Source organism: Luteimonas fraxinea, assembly GCF_021233355.1.
Taxonomy (GTDB): Bacteria; Pseudomonadota; Gammaproteobacteria; order Xanthomonadales; family Xanthomonadaceae; genus Luteimonas; species Luteimonas fraxinea.
The window spans coordinates 2,009,311-2,025,093 of sequence record NZ_CP089507.1; the positions used below are offsets into that span (position 1 = coordinate 2,009,311).

At 67.5% G+C, this 15,783-nt stretch carries 15 protein-coding genes; 9 read left to right on the forward strand and 6 right to left on the reverse strand.

Annotated elements, in window-relative coordinates; translation table 11 throughout:
• Positions 1 to 485: 485 nt before the first annotated feature.
• Entirely contained in the window at positions 486 to 1,193 is a 708-nt protein-coding gene (locus LU699_RS08965; RefSeq protein ID WP_232136612.1) for a 2OG-Fe(II) oxygenase, read from the reverse strand.
• Entirely contained in the window at positions 1,190 to 2,224 is a 1,035-nt protein-coding gene (locus LU699_RS08970; protein WP_232136613.1) for a class 1 fructose-bisphosphatase, read from the reverse strand. Before LU699_RS08970 ends, LU699_RS08965 begins: the two co-directional genes overlap by 4 nt.
• 169 nt (positions 2,225 to 2,393) lie before the next feature.
• On the opposite strand from LU699_RS08970, the gene LU699_RS08975 reads away from it, so the two are divergent.
• A complete protein-coding gene (locus LU699_RS08975) occupies positions 2,394 to 3,599 on the forward strand; it encodes an amino acid aminotransferase (RefSeq protein ID WP_232136615.1) in 1,206 nt (401 codons plus the stop codon).
• On the opposite strand, the gene LU699_RS08980 is transcribed toward LU699_RS08975, so the two are convergent.
• Genes LU699_RS08980 through LU699_RS08990 form a run of 3 tightly spaced genes read right to left on the reverse strand, consistent with a single transcriptional unit; the run spans position 3,586 to position 6,399 of the window.
• A complete protein-coding gene (locus tag LU699_RS08980; protein WP_232136617.1) occupies positions 3,586 to 4,425 on the reverse strand; it encodes a CPBP family intramembrane glutamic endopeptidase in 840 nt (279 codons plus the stop codon). The genes LU699_RS08975 and LU699_RS08980 overlap by 14 nt on opposite strands.
• Entirely contained in the window at positions 4,422 to 5,939 is a 1,518-nt protein-coding gene (locus LU699_RS08985) for a carotenoid oxygenase family protein (protein WP_232136618.1), read from the reverse strand. The genes LU699_RS08980 and LU699_RS08985 overlap by 4 nt, the downstream gene beginning before the upstream one ends.
• Positions 5,940 to 5,964: 25 nt before the next feature.
• On the reverse strand, positions 5,965 to 6,399 hold the full coding sequence (locus LU699_RS08990) for a DUF2141 domain-containing protein (protein WP_232136620.1): 435 nt from the start codon (positions 6,397 to 6,399) through the stop codon (positions 5,965 to 5,967).
• Between the two features lie 49 nt (positions 6,400 to 6,448).
• On the opposite strand from LU699_RS08990, the gene LU699_RS08995 reads away from it, so the two are divergent.
• From LU699_RS08995 to LU699_RS09010, 4 genes are all read left to right on the forward strand, one after another.
• Complete coding sequence (locus tag LU699_RS08995) at positions 6,449 to 7,651, forward strand: sensor histidine kinase (RefSeq protein ID WP_232148637.1); 1,203 nt, start codon at positions 6,449 to 6,451, stop codon at positions 7,649 to 7,651.
• Positions 7,648 to 8,286 (forward strand): response regulator, encoded by a 639-nt coding sequence (locus LU699_RS09000; protein ID WP_232136622.1) that lies wholly within the window; start codon positions 7,648 to 7,650, stop codon positions 8,284 to 8,286. Before LU699_RS08995 ends, LU699_RS09000 begins: the two co-directional genes overlap by 4 nt.
• A 158-nt stretch (positions 8,287 to 8,444) precedes the next feature.
• The gene (azu, locus tag LU699_RS09005; RefSeq protein WP_232136624.1) at positions 8,445 to 8,900 is read left to right on the forward strand and encodes an azurin; all 456 of its coding nucleotides are present in this window, start codon (positions 8,445 to 8,447) and stop codon (positions 8,898 to 8,900) included.
• Positions 8,900 to 11,038: a TonB-dependent receptor family protein gene (locus tag LU699_RS09010; RefSeq protein ID WP_232136625.1), complete on the forward strand. Its 2,139-nt coding sequence runs from the start codon at positions 8,900 to 8,902 to the stop codon at positions 11,036 to 11,038. The genes azu and LU699_RS09010 overlap by 1 nt, the downstream gene beginning before the upstream one ends.
• 305 nt (positions 11,039 to 11,343) lie before the next feature.
• On the opposite strand, the gene phhA is transcribed toward LU699_RS09010, so the two are convergent.
• Positions 11,344 to 12,246, reverse strand: coding sequence for a phenylalanine 4-monooxygenase (gene phhA / locus LU699_RS09015; RefSeq protein WP_232136627.1), 903 nt, complete (start codon positions 12,244 to 12,246; stop codon positions 11,344 to 11,346).
• A 130-nt stretch (positions 12,247 to 12,376) separates the two neighbouring features.
• On the opposite strand from phhA, the gene LU699_RS09020 reads away from it, so the two are divergent.
• The 4 genes from LU699_RS09020 (at position 12,377) to LU699_RS09035 (ending at position 15,776) form a co-directional block, all read left to right on the forward strand.
• A complete protein-coding gene (locus tag LU699_RS09020; RefSeq protein ID WP_232136629.1) occupies positions 12,377 to 12,850 on the forward strand; it encodes an Lrp/AsnC family transcriptional regulator in 474 nt (157 codons plus the stop codon).
• Positions 12,851 to 13,015: 165 nt separating this feature from the next.
• Positions 13,016 to 14,425: a type I glutamate--ammonia ligase gene (glnA, locus tag LU699_RS09025; protein WP_232136631.1), complete on the forward strand. Its 1,410-nt coding sequence runs from the start codon at positions 13,016 to 13,018 to the stop codon at positions 14,423 to 14,425.
• Between the two features lie 279 nt (positions 14,426 to 14,704).
• Complete coding sequence (locus tag LU699_RS09030) at positions 14,705 to 15,409, forward strand: TorF family putative porin (protein WP_232136632.1); 705 nt, start codon at positions 14,705 to 14,707, stop codon at positions 15,407 to 15,409.
• A 28-nt stretch (positions 15,410 to 15,437) separates the two neighbouring features.
• Positions 15,438 to 15,776, forward strand: coding sequence for a P-II family nitrogen regulator (locus tag LU699_RS09035; RefSeq protein WP_159681228.1), 339 nt, complete (start codon positions 15,438 to 15,440; stop codon positions 15,774 to 15,776).
• The last annotated feature ends 7 nt before the right edge of the window (positions 15,777 to 15,783 follow it).

The following is a 15,783-nucleotide window of genomic DNA, read 5'->3' on the forward strand; positions in this document are numbered from 1 at the left end:
CGCGGCTTCATCGCGGCGGATCGCGTCCGGCGAAGACGGTTTTGCTTACTTTTGCCAAGACAAAAGTAAGCCGCGCGACAGCGCGGAAGCCCTGTCTTTGATCTTCGCTCCTGCGATTGATTCTTTGCTTCGAATATCAACGTCGCAAAGCGACGAGCGAAGACACACTCAAGTGCAGGGCTTTCGCCCGCTGCGCGTGCGAGTCCCTTTTGGATGGACCCAAAAGGAACCAAAAGGTCCCTTCGCCGGACGCGAGCCGATGCGATACAGCCGCATCGGTGCCCTGTGCTCCTCGCCTGACGCGGCACGCAGCCCAAACTCGCTGCGCTCAGACATGGGCTGCTCTACGGCCACGCCAAGCTCCGGTGCTCGGCTCGCTTTACGGCTCGATTTAGATCAAGAGCTGGAAGCCAAAGCCGGAGCAACTGCACCCTCACCCGACGCGCTGTGCGCATCGACCTCTCCCGGAGGGAGAGGTGATCAGATCAAGATCCGCCCCCGTACAACGCCTCCGCCCGCTGGAACAGAATCCAGCTGGTCGCGATGAACTTGTCACCGTTCTGCGGCCTGTTACCGCGATGGGTATGGGTGAAGGCGGTCGGGGCGATCAGCAGGTCACCCGTGCGCGGGGCGATCTTGCGTTGCTGGAACAGGAATTCGGTTTCGCCGGCGTCGAAGCCGTCGTTGAGGTAGATCGTCCACAGCAGATGGCGGTGCAGGGTTTCGCCGCTGGCGTCGCGCGGGTACAGCTCGCAGTGCCAGTAGGGGTAACCGCCCTCGCCGGCCGCGTACCACTGCAGGTTGATCGTGCCCGGGCGCAGGCAGGTCTGCAGCAGGCCGCCGAGACGCTGGTCGTCCATTGATGCAAAATCGTCGGCTTCCAGCCGGCGCAGCGCGCCGTCGTTGCCGGGTTGCTGCAGCATCAGCGGGGCGATCAACGTCTGCGGATATCTGCGCAGGTAGGCCATCAGGCCGGCGTAGACCGCGACGTTGAGCTGCTGCACCACGTCGGCCCAGTCGGCGCGTTCGCTGATCGACAGGTCGCGGCTGCGCTTGAGTTCGGGATACACGCCGCCGCCGATCTCGCCGGCGTGCAGGTCCGGGCTGGCCCGAAGCCGCGCGACGATCGCCGCGCAGGCGTCGGCCGACAGCGCGCCGGGCGTCACTTCGATGAAATCGGCGGGCGTGCTCATGCCGCGGCGCTGTCGTGCTGCAGGTGGTAGCGGGTCGCGGTCTCCACTTCGTCCTTGGAGCCGAGGAACACCGGCACCCGCTGGTGCAACGAGGTCGGGGCGATGTCGAGGATGCGCGTCCGGCCGTTGGTCGCGGCGCCGCCGGCCTGTTCGACCAGCATCGCCATCGGGTTCGCTTCGTACATCAGCCGCAGCTTGCCGGGCTTGGCCGGGTCCTTGCGGTCCCAGGGATAGATGAAGATGCCGCCGCGGGTCAGGATGCGATGCACGTCGCCCACCATCGCCGCGACCCAGCGCATGTTGAAGTCCTGGGCGCGCGGGCCGTCCTTGCCCGCCAGTAGATCGTTGACGTAGGCCTGCGTCGGCGCTTCCCAGTGGCGCTGGTTGGACATGTTGATCGCGAATTCGCGGGTCTGCGCCGGAATGCGCATGTGGCCCGTCGTCAGCACGAACGAGCCCTGCTCGCGATCCAGCGTGAACGCGTGCGTGCCGTGGCCGATGGTCAGCACCAGCATCGTGCTCGGGCCGTACAGGCAGTAGCCGGCGGCGACCTGGGTGCTGCCGGCCTGCAGGAAGTCGTGGTCTTCGGCGGCGCTGACGCCTTCCGGACAGCGCAGCACCGAGAAGATCGTGCCGACGCTGGCGTTGATGTCGATGTTGGAGCTGCCGTCGAGGGGATCGAACACCAGCAGATAGTTGCCGCGCGGGAAGGCGTCGGGGATCTGCTGCGAATGTTCCATCTCTTCCGACGCGCACGCCGCCAGATGGCCGCCCCAGGCGTTGGCCTCGAGCAGGATCTCGTTGCTGATCACGTCGAGCTTCTTCTGCGCCTCGCCCTGCACGTTGATGCTGTCGCCGCCACCAGCGGCTGCGGCCTCGCCCAGCACATCGCCCAGCGCGCCCTTGCCCACGGCCACCGAGATCCGCTTGCAGGCGCGTGCCACGACTTCCAGCAGCAGGCGCAGATCCGGGGTCACGTGGCCCGAGCGCTGTTCCTCGATCAGATGGCGGGTCAGGGAAATGCTGGGCATGCGCGGGCGGTCCTTGGCGTCGGGGAGACCGGCATTGTCGCGCCAAAGGGCATGGCTGTCCCACGGCGAAGATCGCGCCGGTGGGCGGGGGCCGGTATTCTGGGCGGGTTTGGTCGCTGGCGACATGCGCGACCGGCGCCCTCCCCTCCGTCGTGCAGGCAGTCTTTACGTGTCCTCCTTTTTCGCGAACGTCGAACTCGTCCCCGGTGATCCCATCCTCGGCCTGACCGAGGCCTACAACGCCGATCCGCGTGCCACCAAGGTCAATCTGGGCGTCGGCATCTACTACGACGAGGCCGGCCGCATTCCCGTGCTCGACGCTGTGCGCGAGGTCGAACAGCGCCTGGCCGCCGAGGCCAAGCCGCGCGGCTACCTGCCGATCGACGGCATGCCCGACTACACGAAGGCCACCCGCGAACTGCTGTTCGGCGTGGATTCGCCGCTGTTGGCCGCCGGCCGCGTCGCCACCACGCAGACCGTGGGCGGCAGCGGTGCGCTGCGCACCGGCGCCGATCTGCTGAAGAAACTGCTGCCGCACGCGACCATCGCGATCAGCAACCCGAGCTGGGAGAACCACCGCGCGGTGTTCGGCGCCGTCGGCTTCGAGGTCGTCGACTACACCTACTTCGACGCCGCCACGCATGGCATCGACTTCGCCGGCATGCTCGCCGACCTGCGCACGCTCGACGCCGGCACCGTCGTGCTGCTGCACGCCTGCTGCCACAACCCGACCGGCGCCGATCTCACCGTCGACCAGTGGCGCCAGGTCATCGAGGTGCTGCGCGAGCGCGACCTGTTCCCCTTCATCGACATCGCCTACCAGGGTTTCGACCAAGGCATCGAACAGGACGCCGCGGCGATCCGCCTGCTGGCCGAGTCGGGCATCGCGACCTTCGTCGTCGCCAGCTCGTACTCCAAGTCGTTCTCGCTCTATGGCGAACGCGTCGGCGCGCTGACCGTGGTCTCCGGCACCGCCGAAGAAAGCCGCGCGGTGCAGTCGCAGATCAAGCGCATCATCCGCGCGAACTATTCCAGCCCGTCGACGCACGGCGCCGCCCTGGTCGCTGGCGTGCTCGGCAGCCCCGAGTTGCGCGCGCGCTGGGAAGCGGAACTGGGCCAGATGCGGACTCGCATCCACGCCCTGCGTGCGGGCCTGGTCGAGAAGCTCGCCGCGAACGGCGCGCCCGAATTCGCCTTCATCAGCGAACAGGCCGGCATGTTCTCGTACTCGGGTCTGAGCCGGCCGCAGGTCGATCGCCTGCGCGACGAGTTCGGCATCTACGCCGTCGGCACGGGGCGCATCTGCGTGGCCGCGCTGAGCCTGAAGAATCTGGATTACGTGGCCGAAGCGGTCGCAGCCGTCAGCCGCGGCTGAGTCTTTTGGGGGACCCGCGCGGCGCACGTCGCGCGGGTCCGCGCCGTCGCGCGCTGTGCAGCAGAGGCCACCAGGCCAGCAGGCAGAGGGCGGCGACCGCAAATCGCTGCGGTGCTGACAGTGCGGCTGCCAACGTGTTGAATGCCAGCACGTTGACGATCAGATGAAAGCAGGCCACCACGACGATCGACCTGCTGCGGTCCGCCAGCCGACCCAACAACAGGCTCCCGGCCATCAGGCAGCCGAGTGCGGTCAGCTCCCGCGCCCACGTGGTGTCCGGCGCGAGGAACGAGAGGTGCCACAGATACCAGGTGCCGCCGATGACGAGTGCGCGCCGCGTCGGCGCGTATCCCGACAGCCGGTTGTGCAGGGCACCCCGCCAGGCGGATTCCTCCATGACGCAATAGACCAGCGTGGTCGTGCCGATCAGCGCGGCACTCATGGCGTGCCCGTTGATTGCGCCGACCGCGGCGAACGCGAGCGGCACCACGACCGCCATCGCGATGGCGCGCGCAGGTCGGCCTCCGGTGAGCGTCACGGGGCGTCGTGCGTGCGCCGAGAAGCACGCGAGGGCTGACGCTGCGATCAGTGGGCCCAGACCCTCGATCAGCGCAGTGAAGATCGGCACCCCGGCCAGTACCGGCGCATCCGGCCATTGCAGCCAGCCCGATCGGAACGGCGCCGATACCGCGATGGCAAGCAGCAGGACCCACGACAGCGCGCCGACCGCACCAGCCCTGGGCGCCGCCGGCGCGGTGTCGTGCGCGTTGTGGTGCAGGATGCGCATCCTGGACCGTTCGCCACCGTGCGACAGGCGCAGGGTCACGCGCCGGTCTGCGCGAAGTGTCCGTGGAATCCCAGCGGAAACGCATACGGCAGCCATGCGGTCGCGAGCGGGCCGTTGGCGATGTGCTGCGCATCCAGCACCGCGATGCCGCTGCGGTTGCGGGTGGGATCGAGCACGGTGCCGACCAGCCAGCCGTCATCCGGGCGCGTGCTGCCGGGGCGCGGAACGAACACGTGTTCTTCGGCGAGGATGTCGCGCCCGTAGCGGTGCACGTCGCGTCGACCGCTGGCCGGATCGAGCATCTGCACCGCGTTGAAGTACGGCGCGCCTGTTTCTCCTTCCGTCGTCGGCATGTACAGACGCGCGCTGCGATCGCCGGGCGTACGCGCGTCGAACAGCGGGAACTCGATGCCGGTCACGCCGAGCAGATCCCAGCGTGCGCGGCCGCTGTGCACGTCGAGCCGCAGTTCGGCCAGCTGCGCCGCAGGTGCGGGACCGTCGTGACCGGACATCGCCGCGCGATGCGGCGAGCGTGCGTGTTCGACGTCGCGATGGTGGACCGTGCGCACGACGATCTCGCCGGCGCGCTCGAACGCATCGCCGAAGTGATAGGCCATCGCGAAGTCGACTTCGAAACGGCGCGCGACGCGATCCGGCGCGGCCTTCTCGACCACCAGCACGGTGCACGCGCGCTGCGGTGCGAACCGCATGCTCTCGAAGAACGAACCGGACGGCGTGAAGTCGTAGGGCATCAACAGGAACACCAGATGCCGGTCGGTCTGCACGAATGCATGCAGGTAGCCCGGCGCGTCCATCTCCAGCACGTGCGCGCCGATCAAGCTCGCATCCGCGCCGATGTGCCACAGCAGCAGGCCGCTGCCGCCCAGCATCGACAGCGCGCCGAAGTTCCACCAGCTGCCGTCGCGATCGCGCAGCGGGTTCGCGGAGAACGGCAGCGCCTGCAGGTCCGGGCGCCAGGTCACCGGACCGATCGTGTCGAGCGCATCGGGATCGAGCTCGAACGCCGAACCGGCCTCGCTCATCGCGAACAGGCGCCCGCCGATCGTCACCACCGATGTATTGGCGGTGTTCGCGTCGTCGTTGTTGCGGATCGCGACCTGTCCGGGAACCGTGGTGCCGGCGGCCATCGTGTTGAAGCGACCGGCGCGTTGTTCGCGCTGGAACTTCGGCGTCTGCACCATGCGCCCGCGATGGGTGACCGCGCCGTCACCGAAGCGCCAGCCGTGCACCATGCCGTCGCCGTCGAACCAGTGTTCGTAGCGGAAGCCGTCGCGCTCAAACCAGGCTGGCCCGTTGCGGTACAGCGTGCCAGCGAAGTTGGCCGGCAGGCGACCTTCGATCTGCACCGTGGTCGGGCCGAAGGCATTGGCCGACACCTGACGCCAGCCGGCGAGATACGGGCGATCGACGAGGCCGGCGGAGAACTCGGCAGGATCGCCGGCCAGCGCATCGGCACCATGCAGCAGCGCGGGGCCGAGCGCGACGACGGTGGCGCCCGACAACAGGTTGCGCAGGAAGCGGCGACGATCCATCAGGGTCTCCGGTGGCGAACGCGGATCAACGGATCGCGATGTCGAGGGCCAGCGCATCCGCGCCGACATCGAACGCAGCTTCGTCGAACGTCGGCTTGCGCATCACCCGCGGGTTGTTGCTGAAGCCGTAGCCCTCGACCGGCATGCCGACCAGATTGGTGTCGAGCCTGCCGTTGCCGTTCTCGTCGTGGATCACCATCAGCGCGTAGCGGCCGGCCGGCACGCCGTCGAAGCGCACGTGGGTGACCGCGCCCGCCGGTGACAGCAGACGCGCGGCGACCGGCGCGGCGCTGCCGGCATAGCCCGCGGCATCGACCAGCGCGACCTGGAACTGTCCGCTCTGGCTGCGTGCCTCGCGGATGGACACGTCAAGATCGGCCGCCTGCACCGGCGCGGCGAGTGCGGCCGCAACGGCGAGCACAGCGAAGGGAGCGGCGAAGGAAGCGGGGATGCGGCGCATGACGATGTCCTCGGTGGGTGTGGCATCAGTCTCGGCGCGCGGCCGGGCGCTGCCAGCTGCCGGTGGTCATCGATCCGCAGTGCCGGAAGTCACTTTCTGCGCCGCGCCCATTGCCGCCACCGGCGACGGCTTGCAGCATGGCGCCATGCCCACGCCCCGCCGTCTGTTCGAACCGCTCAATCTCGCTGCGTTGCTGACGCTCGGCGCGGTCGCGTTCTCGATGCGCTACTACGATCCCGCGCGCCAGACGGCGGCCTGGCTGCTGCTTGGTGCCTTCGCGGCGGGCTTCCTATCACGCTCCCTGTGGCCGCCGCGGCTGCGGCGTGTGGAGCACGTGGTGATCGTGACCTTGCCGGTGATCGCGCTGGCGCTGATCGCGGTCGATCCCAAACCCGGCACCGCGCCTGTGCTGCTGGTGATCTGGGTCGCGGTCGCGTTCTCTGACTGGTCGCCGCGAGTGGCCACCGTGGCGTTGATCGTCGTCGACACCGTCTACTACCTGATCCTCAAGTACATCGCCGGCTTCGGCGCGCCGCTGATGTCGGTGCTGATCTTCGCCGGCTTCCAGGCCTTCGCCGCGCTGTGCATGCATTACGCGCGCAGCGCCGAGCGCACGCGGGATGCCCTGTCGCGCGTCAACGCCGATCTGCTGGCCACGCGCGCGTTGCTCGCCGACAGCGCCCGCGACGCGGAACGCCTGCGCGTCGCGCGCGAACTGCATGATGTCGCCGGCCACAAGCTCACCGCGATGCGCCTCAACCTGCGCGCGCTGGTCGACGAGCCGGCGTTCGCCGACAACCCGCAACTGCGCATCGCCGAACAGCTGTCGGGCGAACTGCTCGGCGACATCCGCAACGTGGTGCAGGCGCTGCGTGACAGCGGCGGTCTCGATCTCGCCACCGCCTTGCGTGCGCTCGCCGCCCCAATGCCGCGCCCGCGGTTGCGGCTCACCATCGCCGACGACGTGCGCGTGTCCGATCCCGCGATCGCCGAAGCCGTGTTGCGGCTGGTGCAGGAAGCGCTGACCAATGCCGCGAAACATGCCGATGCCGACACGCTCGATGTCGCCTTGCATCGCGAGGGCGCGCGCTTGCACGTGACCATCGAAGACGACGGCCGCGTGCGCGACGGCTGGCGCGAAGGCAACGGCATCGCCGGCATGCGCGAACGCCTCGCGGGGCTGCAGGGCCGCGTACGCCTGGCGCGCAATGCGAGCGGCGCGATGCGCATCGACGCGGAGCTGCCGGCATGAGCGCAGCGCCGGTGCGCGTCGCACTCGCCGACGATCAGGCCCTGGTCCGCGCCGGCCTGCGCGCGCTGCTCGAACGCCACGGCATCGTGATCGTGTTCGAAGCCGATTCGGGCACGACGCTGCTCGAGCAGCTCGCATCGCATCCGGTTGACGTGATCCTCAGCGACATCCGCATGCCCGGCCTCGACGGCATCGAAGCGCTGACCGCGCTGCGCGCCCGTGGCGACACGACACCGGTGCTGCTGCTGACCACCTTCGACGACAGCGACCTGCTGCTGCGCGCCACGGATGCCGGCGCGCAGGGCTTCCTGCTCAAGGACGCGACGCCCGAAGATCTGCGCGACGCGATCGCGCGCGTGGCGGCGGGCGAAACCCTGCTGCAACCGGTCAGCACCGAACCGGTCCGCGCGCGCTACCGCTTCCACGACGACAACGCCCCGCGTGAGACCTTCACCGACCGCGAGGTCGTGATCCTGCGACTGCTCGCAGGGGGCTACTCCAACAAGGAGATCGCGCGCAGCCTGTTCCTTGCCGAGGGCACGGTGAAGAACTACGTCTCGGCGATCCTCGAAAAGCTCGGCACCCGCGACCGCACGCGTGCGGTGTTGAAGGCGATTACGTTGCAGGTGATCTAGCGCGCCTGCACGCGCTGCGGGTCACAGGTGTATGACATCAGGTCGACGCCGCGCGCATGCACTGCGACATTCCGTCCCGGGCCGTTCACGCCGCCCTTTGCGACAATGCGCGACGCGATGCGTCGCATCGCACGCCCTGCTTTCCCCACGGAGATGTCATGCCGAACCGCGCATTGCGCGGCGCGCTCGCGCTGCTGCTCTTGATTCCCGCCACAGGCGCACTCGCGCGCACTTGCGACCTGACGATCGGCAGCAGCGATGCGATGCGTTTCGACCGGAGTGAACTCCGCGTTGCTGCCGATTGCACACAGGTGCGTCTCACGCTGCGTCACACCGGCCGACAGATGGCCGCGGCGATGGGCCACAACTGGGTGCTGACCCGCACCGCCGATTACCGCCCGGTCGCGATTGCCGGCGGCCTTGGCAGCCTCGCCCACAGCTATCTGCCGCCGGGCGACGCGCGCGTCATCGCGTACACGAAAGTCATCGGCAGCGGCGAGTCGACCACGGTCACGTTCCGGACCGCGGGCCTCACGCGCGGCGGCGACTACACCTTCTTCTGCTCGTTCCCTGGCCACTGGAACGTGATGCGCGGCAAGCTGGTGTTCGGTTGATGCGCGCGGCCCCCACCGTGCTCGCGTCCGCGCTGTCGCTGATCCTGCTTTCGCCCGGCTTCGCGCAGGCGCAGGCGACGGACGATGCCCCCACCACGCTCGAACGCGTGCGCGTCGATGCGACGCGGCTGCGCGGCGTCAGCGATTTCGATACGCCGGCCTCGGTCGATGCGATCCGCCTCGACGATGGCGACAGCAACCGCGCCGGCACCGTCGCGTCCGAGCCGCTGTCGGGCGTGCCTGGCCTGCTGGCGCGCGATCGGCAGAACCATGCGCAGGACACGCAGCTGTCGATCCGCGGCTTCGGTGCGCGCTCCACGTTCGGCGTGCGCGGCGTGCGTCTGTTCGCCGACGGCATTCCGGCGTCGATGCCCGACGGCCAGGGCCAGCTCTCGCATTTCAACCTCGTCGGCGGCGACCGCATCGAAATCATGCGCGGCCCGTTCTCGGCGCTGTACGGCAATTCTTCCGGCGGCGTCGTGCAGTTGTGGAGTGCCGACGGACAGCCCGGCGATCCCTGGCGCTTCAAGGCCAGCCACGGACGCGACAACACGACCAGCCTGTCGACGCAGCTGCGGGGCGGCACGGAGACGGTCGGCTACAACCTCGCGCTGTCGCGTTTCGATACCGATGGCTGGCGTGACCACAGCGCCGCGCGTCGCGATTCGGCGAACGCGAAGCTGCGCTTCGATTTCGGCGACCGGCGCCGGCTCGATCTCGTCGTCAACCATGTCGACATCGACGCGCAGGATCCGCTCGGCCTCACCGCCGCGCAGGTGCGCGAGAACCCCCGCCAGGTCGCCGCGGTCGCGAACCAGTTCGATACGCGCAAGACCGTGCGTCAGACCCAGGTCGGCGCGGTCTACGAACACGGCATCGGCGACGCGCACACGCTGCGCGCGATGGCCTACGGCGGCGAACGTGCGGTCGTGCAGTACCTGCCGATTCCGGCGGGCGCGCAGGCCAATCCGCTGAACTCGGGTGGCGTCATCGATCTCGACAACCTCTATGGCGGGCTCGATCTGCGCTGGAGCTGGGAAGGTGCGCTCGCAGGCCGTCCGCTGGAACTCACCGTGGGTGCGAATGCCGATCGCCAGCGCCAGGACCGGCAGGGTTTCGAGAACTTCGTCGGCGACACGCTCGGCGTACGCGGCCGCCTGCGCCGCGACGAGCGCAACACCGTCGAGAACCGCGACCAGTTCGCGCAGGCCTACTGGGCGTTCGCGCCGCGCTGGTCGCTGCTGGCCGGCGTGCGCCACAGCGAGGTGGAGTTCACTTCGCGCGACGCCTTTGTGACCGCCACCAACCCCGACGACAGCGGCCGCGTCGCGTTCCGTCAGACCTCGCCGGTCGCAGGCATCACGTTCGCGCCGCATGACGACCTGCGCGTGTACCTGTCGGCCGGTCGCGGCTTCGAGACGCCGACCTTCAACGAACTCGGCTACCGCGCCGACGGCGGCGCCGGCTTCGCGTTCGATCTGGCGCCGGCGATCAGCGACAACCTCGAACTCGGCACCAAGTGGCGCGCGCGTTCGGGCACCACGCTCAACGCGGCGCTGTTCCGCGCCGAGACCGACGACGAGCTCGCGGTCGCGCGCAATGTCGGTGGCCGCAGCAGCTTCCAGAACATCGGCCGCGCACGCCGCCAGGGTGCGGAGCTGTCGCTGCGGCAGCCGCTGGGTGAGTCGCTCGACCTGAGCGTGGCGGCGACCTGGCTCGATGCGACCTTCCGCGACGACTATCTCGTCTGCACCGGTGCGGGCTGTACCGTGCCGGCGACACCGGTCGCGGCCGGCGCGCGGATTCCGGGTGTGCCGGCGCGGCAGCTGTTCGCGCGTCTCGACTGGACCGGCGGGCCGTGGAGCGCGGCGATCGAAGGCGTGGGCGTGGGCGTGGGCGATGTGGTCGTCGACGATCTCGCGACCGGCCGCGCGGCCGGCTACGCACTCGTGCACCTCGAAGGCGCACGCCGCTGGCGTTTCGATGCCGGCGAGTTGCGGACCTTCGTGCGCATCGACAACGTGCTTGATCAGGCCTACATCGGCTCGGTGATCGTCAACGAGGGCAACGGCCGGTTCTATGAGCCGGGCCCGGGACGTGGGGTGATGGTGGGTGCGCAGTGGACGTGGAATCGTTGACGGGATGGGTTTCGCTGCGCTCTACCCACCCTACGGAAAAGTGCGTCGTCTTCGTTTGATGCGTTGAATTACGCAACGGGACTTCAATTCGTTGGATGCGCGATTGGTCGCTCAATGCATTGGCACACGTCCGTCATCCCAGCGGCTTTCAACAGACGCATGTCTGGTCGAGCTGGGATCCATGTTCGCGGCGATCCGCTATTTCGTGTTGAAACGCAGGATCAAAATGGGCCCCAGCGTGCGCTGGGGCGACGGGTCATGCAGTGGTGCGTCTGTGGAAGTCAGCGCATACGCTGACCCGTCAATCAGACATCGCCACCCGCCGTCCAGCCCTCGCCCGTGCCGCGATGGAACACGCGATCCTCGTCGCGCACCGTGCCTGCGCCCACCGTGTCCTGCTGCGCCAGGCGCGCATAGATCGGAGTGAAGTCCGGGCCGGTCGCGTCCATCAGCTGTTCGAAGCTGTCGATGACGAAATAGGTCTTCTGGTAGGTGTCGATGCGGTAGCGCGTACGCATGATGCGTTCGAGGTCGAAGCCGATGCGGTTGGGCGCGTCGGACTCCAGCGAGTAGATCGATTCGCCCTTCGACGACACGATGCCGGCGCCGAAGATGCGCAGGCCGTCGGCCTGCTGGATCAGGCCGAACTCGACCGTGTACCAGTACAGCCGCGTCAGGTTCTGCAGCGCGTCCGGGCCGATGCCATGCGCTTTGACGCCGCCCTTGCCGTAGGCCTCCATGTAATCGGCGAACACCGGATTCATCAGCAGCGGCACGTGGCCGAACAGATCGTGGAACAGGTCGGGTTCTTCGATGTAGTCGATCTGGTCCGGACGCCGGATCCACCAGGTCACCGGAAAGCGGCGGTTGGCGAGGTGGTCAAAGAAGTCGAGTTCCGGCAGCAGGCCTTCAACGCCGAGCAGCGTCCAGCCGGTCGCGGTCTCGAGCACCTCATTGAGCTCGGTGAATTTCGGAATCGCGTCCAACGTCATGCCCATCGCGTCCTGCGCCTGCAGGAATTCGTCGCAGGCGCGGCCGACCAGCAGCTCGCGCTGGCGCGCGTAGAGCGTCGCCCAGGTCGCGTGGTCGTCAGCGCTGTAGGTCTCCCACGGCTGCTCGACGATGCCGGTGGCATAGACCGGCACCTTGCCCTTGTCGGTCTGCAGGTTCTCGACGCGGCGCGGGGCGTTCGACGGCTGGGCGGACATGGCGACTCCGGTGGAATTCATCAGATCCACGACGATAGCGCCGTTTCGCCGCAACAGGCTTGCGTCATTGCGCGTCCACGCCGCATACGCGCAATAATCGTGCGTCGATACACAATTCAGGACAACGATCATGGCTGCCGCCGAGCTCGATCGCACCGACCTGCTGCTCCTGGCCGAGCTGCAGCGCAACGGCCGGCTGACCAATGCCGACCTCGCCGAGCGCATTCATCTCTCGCCCTCGGCCTGTCTGCGCCGGGTGCAGCGGCTGGAACGCGACGGCGTGATTGCCGGTTATCGCGCCGACGTCAGCGCCGAGCGCCTGGGCCTCGGCCTACAGGCCTTCGTGCGCGTGCAGCTCAAGCACCACGACAGCGCCGCGGTCGCCGGCTTCGCCGCGTTGGTCAACGGCTGGGAAGAAGTGGTGGCCTGCCATGCACTGACCGGCGACATGGATTACCTGCTCCAAGTGGTCGTGCGCGACCTCGAACACTTCTCGCGCTTTCTGCTCGACCGCCTGCTCAACCAGCCCGCGGTCGACGACGTGAATTCGAGCTTCGTGCTGCGCACGGTCAAGGCCGACCGCGGCTTGCCGCTGCCGACCTGACGCACCAACAAGGTGCGTCTGTAGGAATAACGCACCAATCACGTAGGTGAATTGGCGCCGCCGGACGGTGCGGAATATGTAAATGATTGATTCGATTGAGCCTGGGGAGTTGGCACGGCCGTTGCGTCATCCAGGACACAATCAACACGCAAGGCGGTCGTTCCGATGTCCACCGAAAATCTCGAAAAGCTGATCAAGGACCACAAGATCGAGTTCATCGATCTGCGGTTCACCGATATGCGCGGCGTGCAGCACCACGTCACGTTCCCGAAGTCGATCATCGAGCCCGGCCTGTTCGAGGACGGCAAGATGTTCGACGGCTCGTCGATCAGCGGCTGGAAGGGCATCCAGAACTCCGACATGGTGCTGCTGCCCGACGCGTCCACCGCGTTCGTCGATCCCTTCACCGCCGATCCGACGCTGGTGCTGACCTGCGACATCCTCGATCCGACCACGATGCAGTCCTACGAGCGCGATCCGCGCGGCATCGCGAAGCAGGCCGAGGCGTTCCTGAAGTCCAGCGGCATCGCCGACCAGGCGTTCTTCGGCCCCGAGCCCGAGTTCTTCATCTTCGATTCGGTGCGCTACTCGAACGAGATGGGCCACACCTTCTTCCACATCGAGTCTGAAGAAGCGGCGTGGAATTCCGGCAAGGAATACGAAGGCGGCAACAGCGGCTATCGTCCCGGCATCAAGGGTGGTTACTTCCCGGTCGCGCCGCTCGACTCGCTGCACGACATCCGCGCCGAGATGTGCAAGACGCTGGAACAGGTCGGCATCGAAGTCGAAGTGCACCACCACGAAGTCGCGAACGCGGGCCAGTGCGAGATCGGCACGCGCTTCAACTCGCTGGTCGCCAAGGCCGACGAACTGCAGACGATGAAGTACATCGTCAAGAACGTCGCCTTCCGCAACGGCAAGACCGCGACCTTCATGCCCAAGCCGATCGTCGGCGACAACGGCAGCGGCATGCACGTGCATCAGAGCCTGGCCAAGGGCGGTACCAACCTGTTCACCGGTGACGGCTACGGCGGCCTGAGCCAGACGGCGCTGTGGTACATCGGCGGCATCTTCAAGCACGCCCGTGCGATCAACGCGTTCTCCAACGCGTCGACCAACTCCTACAAGCGTCTGGTGCCGGGCTTCGAAGCGCCGGTGATGCTGGCCTACTCGGCGTCGAACCGTTCGGCCTCGTGCCGCATTCCGTACGTCGCCAACCCGAAGGCGCGCCGCATCGAAATGCGCTTCCCCGATCCGATGCAGTCCGGCTACCTGACCTTCGCCGCGCTGATGATGGCGGGTCTGGACGGCATCAAGAACCAGATCGATCCGGGCGGCCCGAGCGACAAGGATCTCTACGACCTGCCGCCCGAGGAAGAGAAGAACTTCCCGACCGTGTGCCACTCGCTGGACCAGGCGCTCGACGCGCTCGACAAGGACCGCGACTTCCTCAAGGCCGGCGGTGTGTTCTCCGACGACTTCATCGATGCGTACATCGCACTGAAGATGAAGGAAGTCACCGCGTTCCGCGGCGCGACGCACCCGCTCGAATACCAGATGTACTACGCGATCTGACGCACTTCCACGGGGTCGGCCATTGGCCGGCCCCGTTGCGTTTCACCGCCCGACGGCGGCGCCTCCCTCCCCCACGGTGGGCGGCACCGCCGACAGGCGCACGGAGTCCGGGATTCAACCGATGGATTGGACAGCGGCCGCACAGACGCCATAGAGCGTCGGTCGCGGCGACGGCAGCCAGGGGGCGCCGGCGTCGAACGTTCCGCCTGCGAAAAGAACAACAACAGACGCAGTACGCACTGACCGGGGAGGGCTTTCCATTCATTTGAGGAGCCTGTCATGTCGTCACGCAAGAACGCACTCGCCACACTGCTGTGCGCAGGTCTGCTGTCCGCCGGTGCCGCGCACGCGGAAGTCTCCGGCTCGATCACGCTGACCAGCGATTACCTGTTCCGCGGCGTCACCCAGACCGACGAAAAACCTGCCCTGCAGGGCGGTGTCGAATGGGCGCACGACAGCGGTTTCTACGTCGGTACCTGGGGCAGCAGCATCAGCTGGCTGTCCGATTCCGATCCCGACATCTCCAGCCAGCTCGAGCTCGACGGCTATATCGGCTTCCGCGGCGATTTCGGCGACAGCGGCTTCGGCTACGACGTCGGCGCCGTGCATTACTGGTATCCGGGCAGCTACCCCGCCGGCTTCAACAAGGCCGACACCACCGAGCTCTATGCCGGTGTGAGCTGGAACATCCTCAGCGCCAAGTACTCGTACGCCGTCACCGATCTGTTCGGCATTCCCGACTCCGACGGCAGCAGCAATCTCGACGTCGCCGTCGGCTGGGAGTTCGCCCCCAGCTGGACGCTCAACGGCGCCGTGGGCAAGCAGTGGGTCGCCGGCAGCGCGGGCACTGCGACGTACGCGTTCTGGTCGGCGGGCGTGGGCAAGTCGTTCGACAACGGCTTCGACATCGCACTGAACTTCAACGACAACGACCTGATCGGTCCCGACGACACCATCACCCTCGCCGTCACCAAGTCGTTCTGACGCGGCGCGCGCGCATCTGGAGAGCCACATGAAACTGATCATCGCGATCATCCGCCCGTTCAAGCTCGACGAGGTCCGCGAGGCACTCGGCGAAGCCGGCGTCACCGGCCTGACCGTCACCGAGGTCAAGGGCTTCGGCCGACAGAAGGGCCATACAGAGCTGTATCGCGGCGCCGAGTACGTCGTCGATTTCCTGCCCAAGCTGAAGATCGAATGCGCGGTCAGCGACGACGTGTTCGAGGCGGCGATCGAGGCGATCACCAAAGCGGCGGGCACCGGCAAGGTCGGCGACGGCAAGGTGTTCGTCCTCGCCCTGGAACAGGCCCTGCGTATCCGCACCGGCGAAATCGGCGCCGACGCGCTTTGACCCCACG

Excerpts from the sequence above, each read along its gene's own strand:
- LU699_RS09030 (WP_232136632.1), top strand. The coding sequence starts at position 14,705 with ATGTCGTCACGCAAGAACGCACTCGCCACACTGCTGTGCGCAGGTCTG.
- LU699_RS08990 (WP_232136620.1), bottom strand. The coding sequence starts at position 6,399 with ATGCGCCGCATCCCCGCTTCCTTCGCCGCTCCCTTCGCTGTGCTCGCC.
- azu (WP_232136624.1), top strand. The coding sequence starts at position 8,445 with ATGCCGAACCGCGCATTGCGCGGCGCGCTCGCGCTGCTGCTCTTGATT.
- LU699_RS09020 (WP_232136629.1), top strand. The coding sequence starts at position 12,377 with ATGGCTGCCGCCGAGCTCGATCGCACCGACCTGCTGCTCCTGGCCGAG.
- LU699_RS09035 (WP_159681228.1), top strand. The coding sequence starts at position 15,438 with ATGAAACTGATCATCGCGATCATCCGCCCGTTCAAGCTCGACGAGGTC.
- LU699_RS09000 (WP_232136622.1), top strand. The coding sequence starts at position 7,648 with ATGAGCGCAGCGCCGGTGCGCGTCGCACTCGCCGACGATCAGGCCCTG.
- LU699_RS08965 (WP_232136612.1), bottom strand. The coding sequence starts at position 1,193 with ATGAGCACGCCCGCCGATTTCATCGAAGTGACGCCCGGCGCGCTGTCG.
- LU699_RS08970 (WP_232136613.1), bottom strand. The coding sequence starts at position 2,224 with ATGCCCAGCATTTCCCTGACCCGCCATCTGATCGAGGAACAGCGCTCG.
- glnA (WP_232136631.1), top strand. The coding sequence starts at position 13,016 with ATGTCCACCGAAAATCTCGAAAAGCTGATCAAGGACCACAAGATCGAG.
- LU699_RS09010 (WP_232136625.1), top strand. The coding sequence starts at position 8,900 with ATGCGCGCGGCCCCCACCGTGCTCGCGTCCGCGCTGTCGCTGATCCTG.
- phhA (WP_232136627.1), bottom strand. The coding sequence starts at position 12,246 with ATGTCCGCCCAGCCGTCGAACGCCCCGCGCCGCGTCGAGAACCTGCAG.
- LU699_RS08985 (WP_232136618.1), bottom strand. The coding sequence starts at position 5,939 with ATGGATCGTCGCCGCTTCCTGCGCAACCTGTTGTCGGGCGCCACCGTC.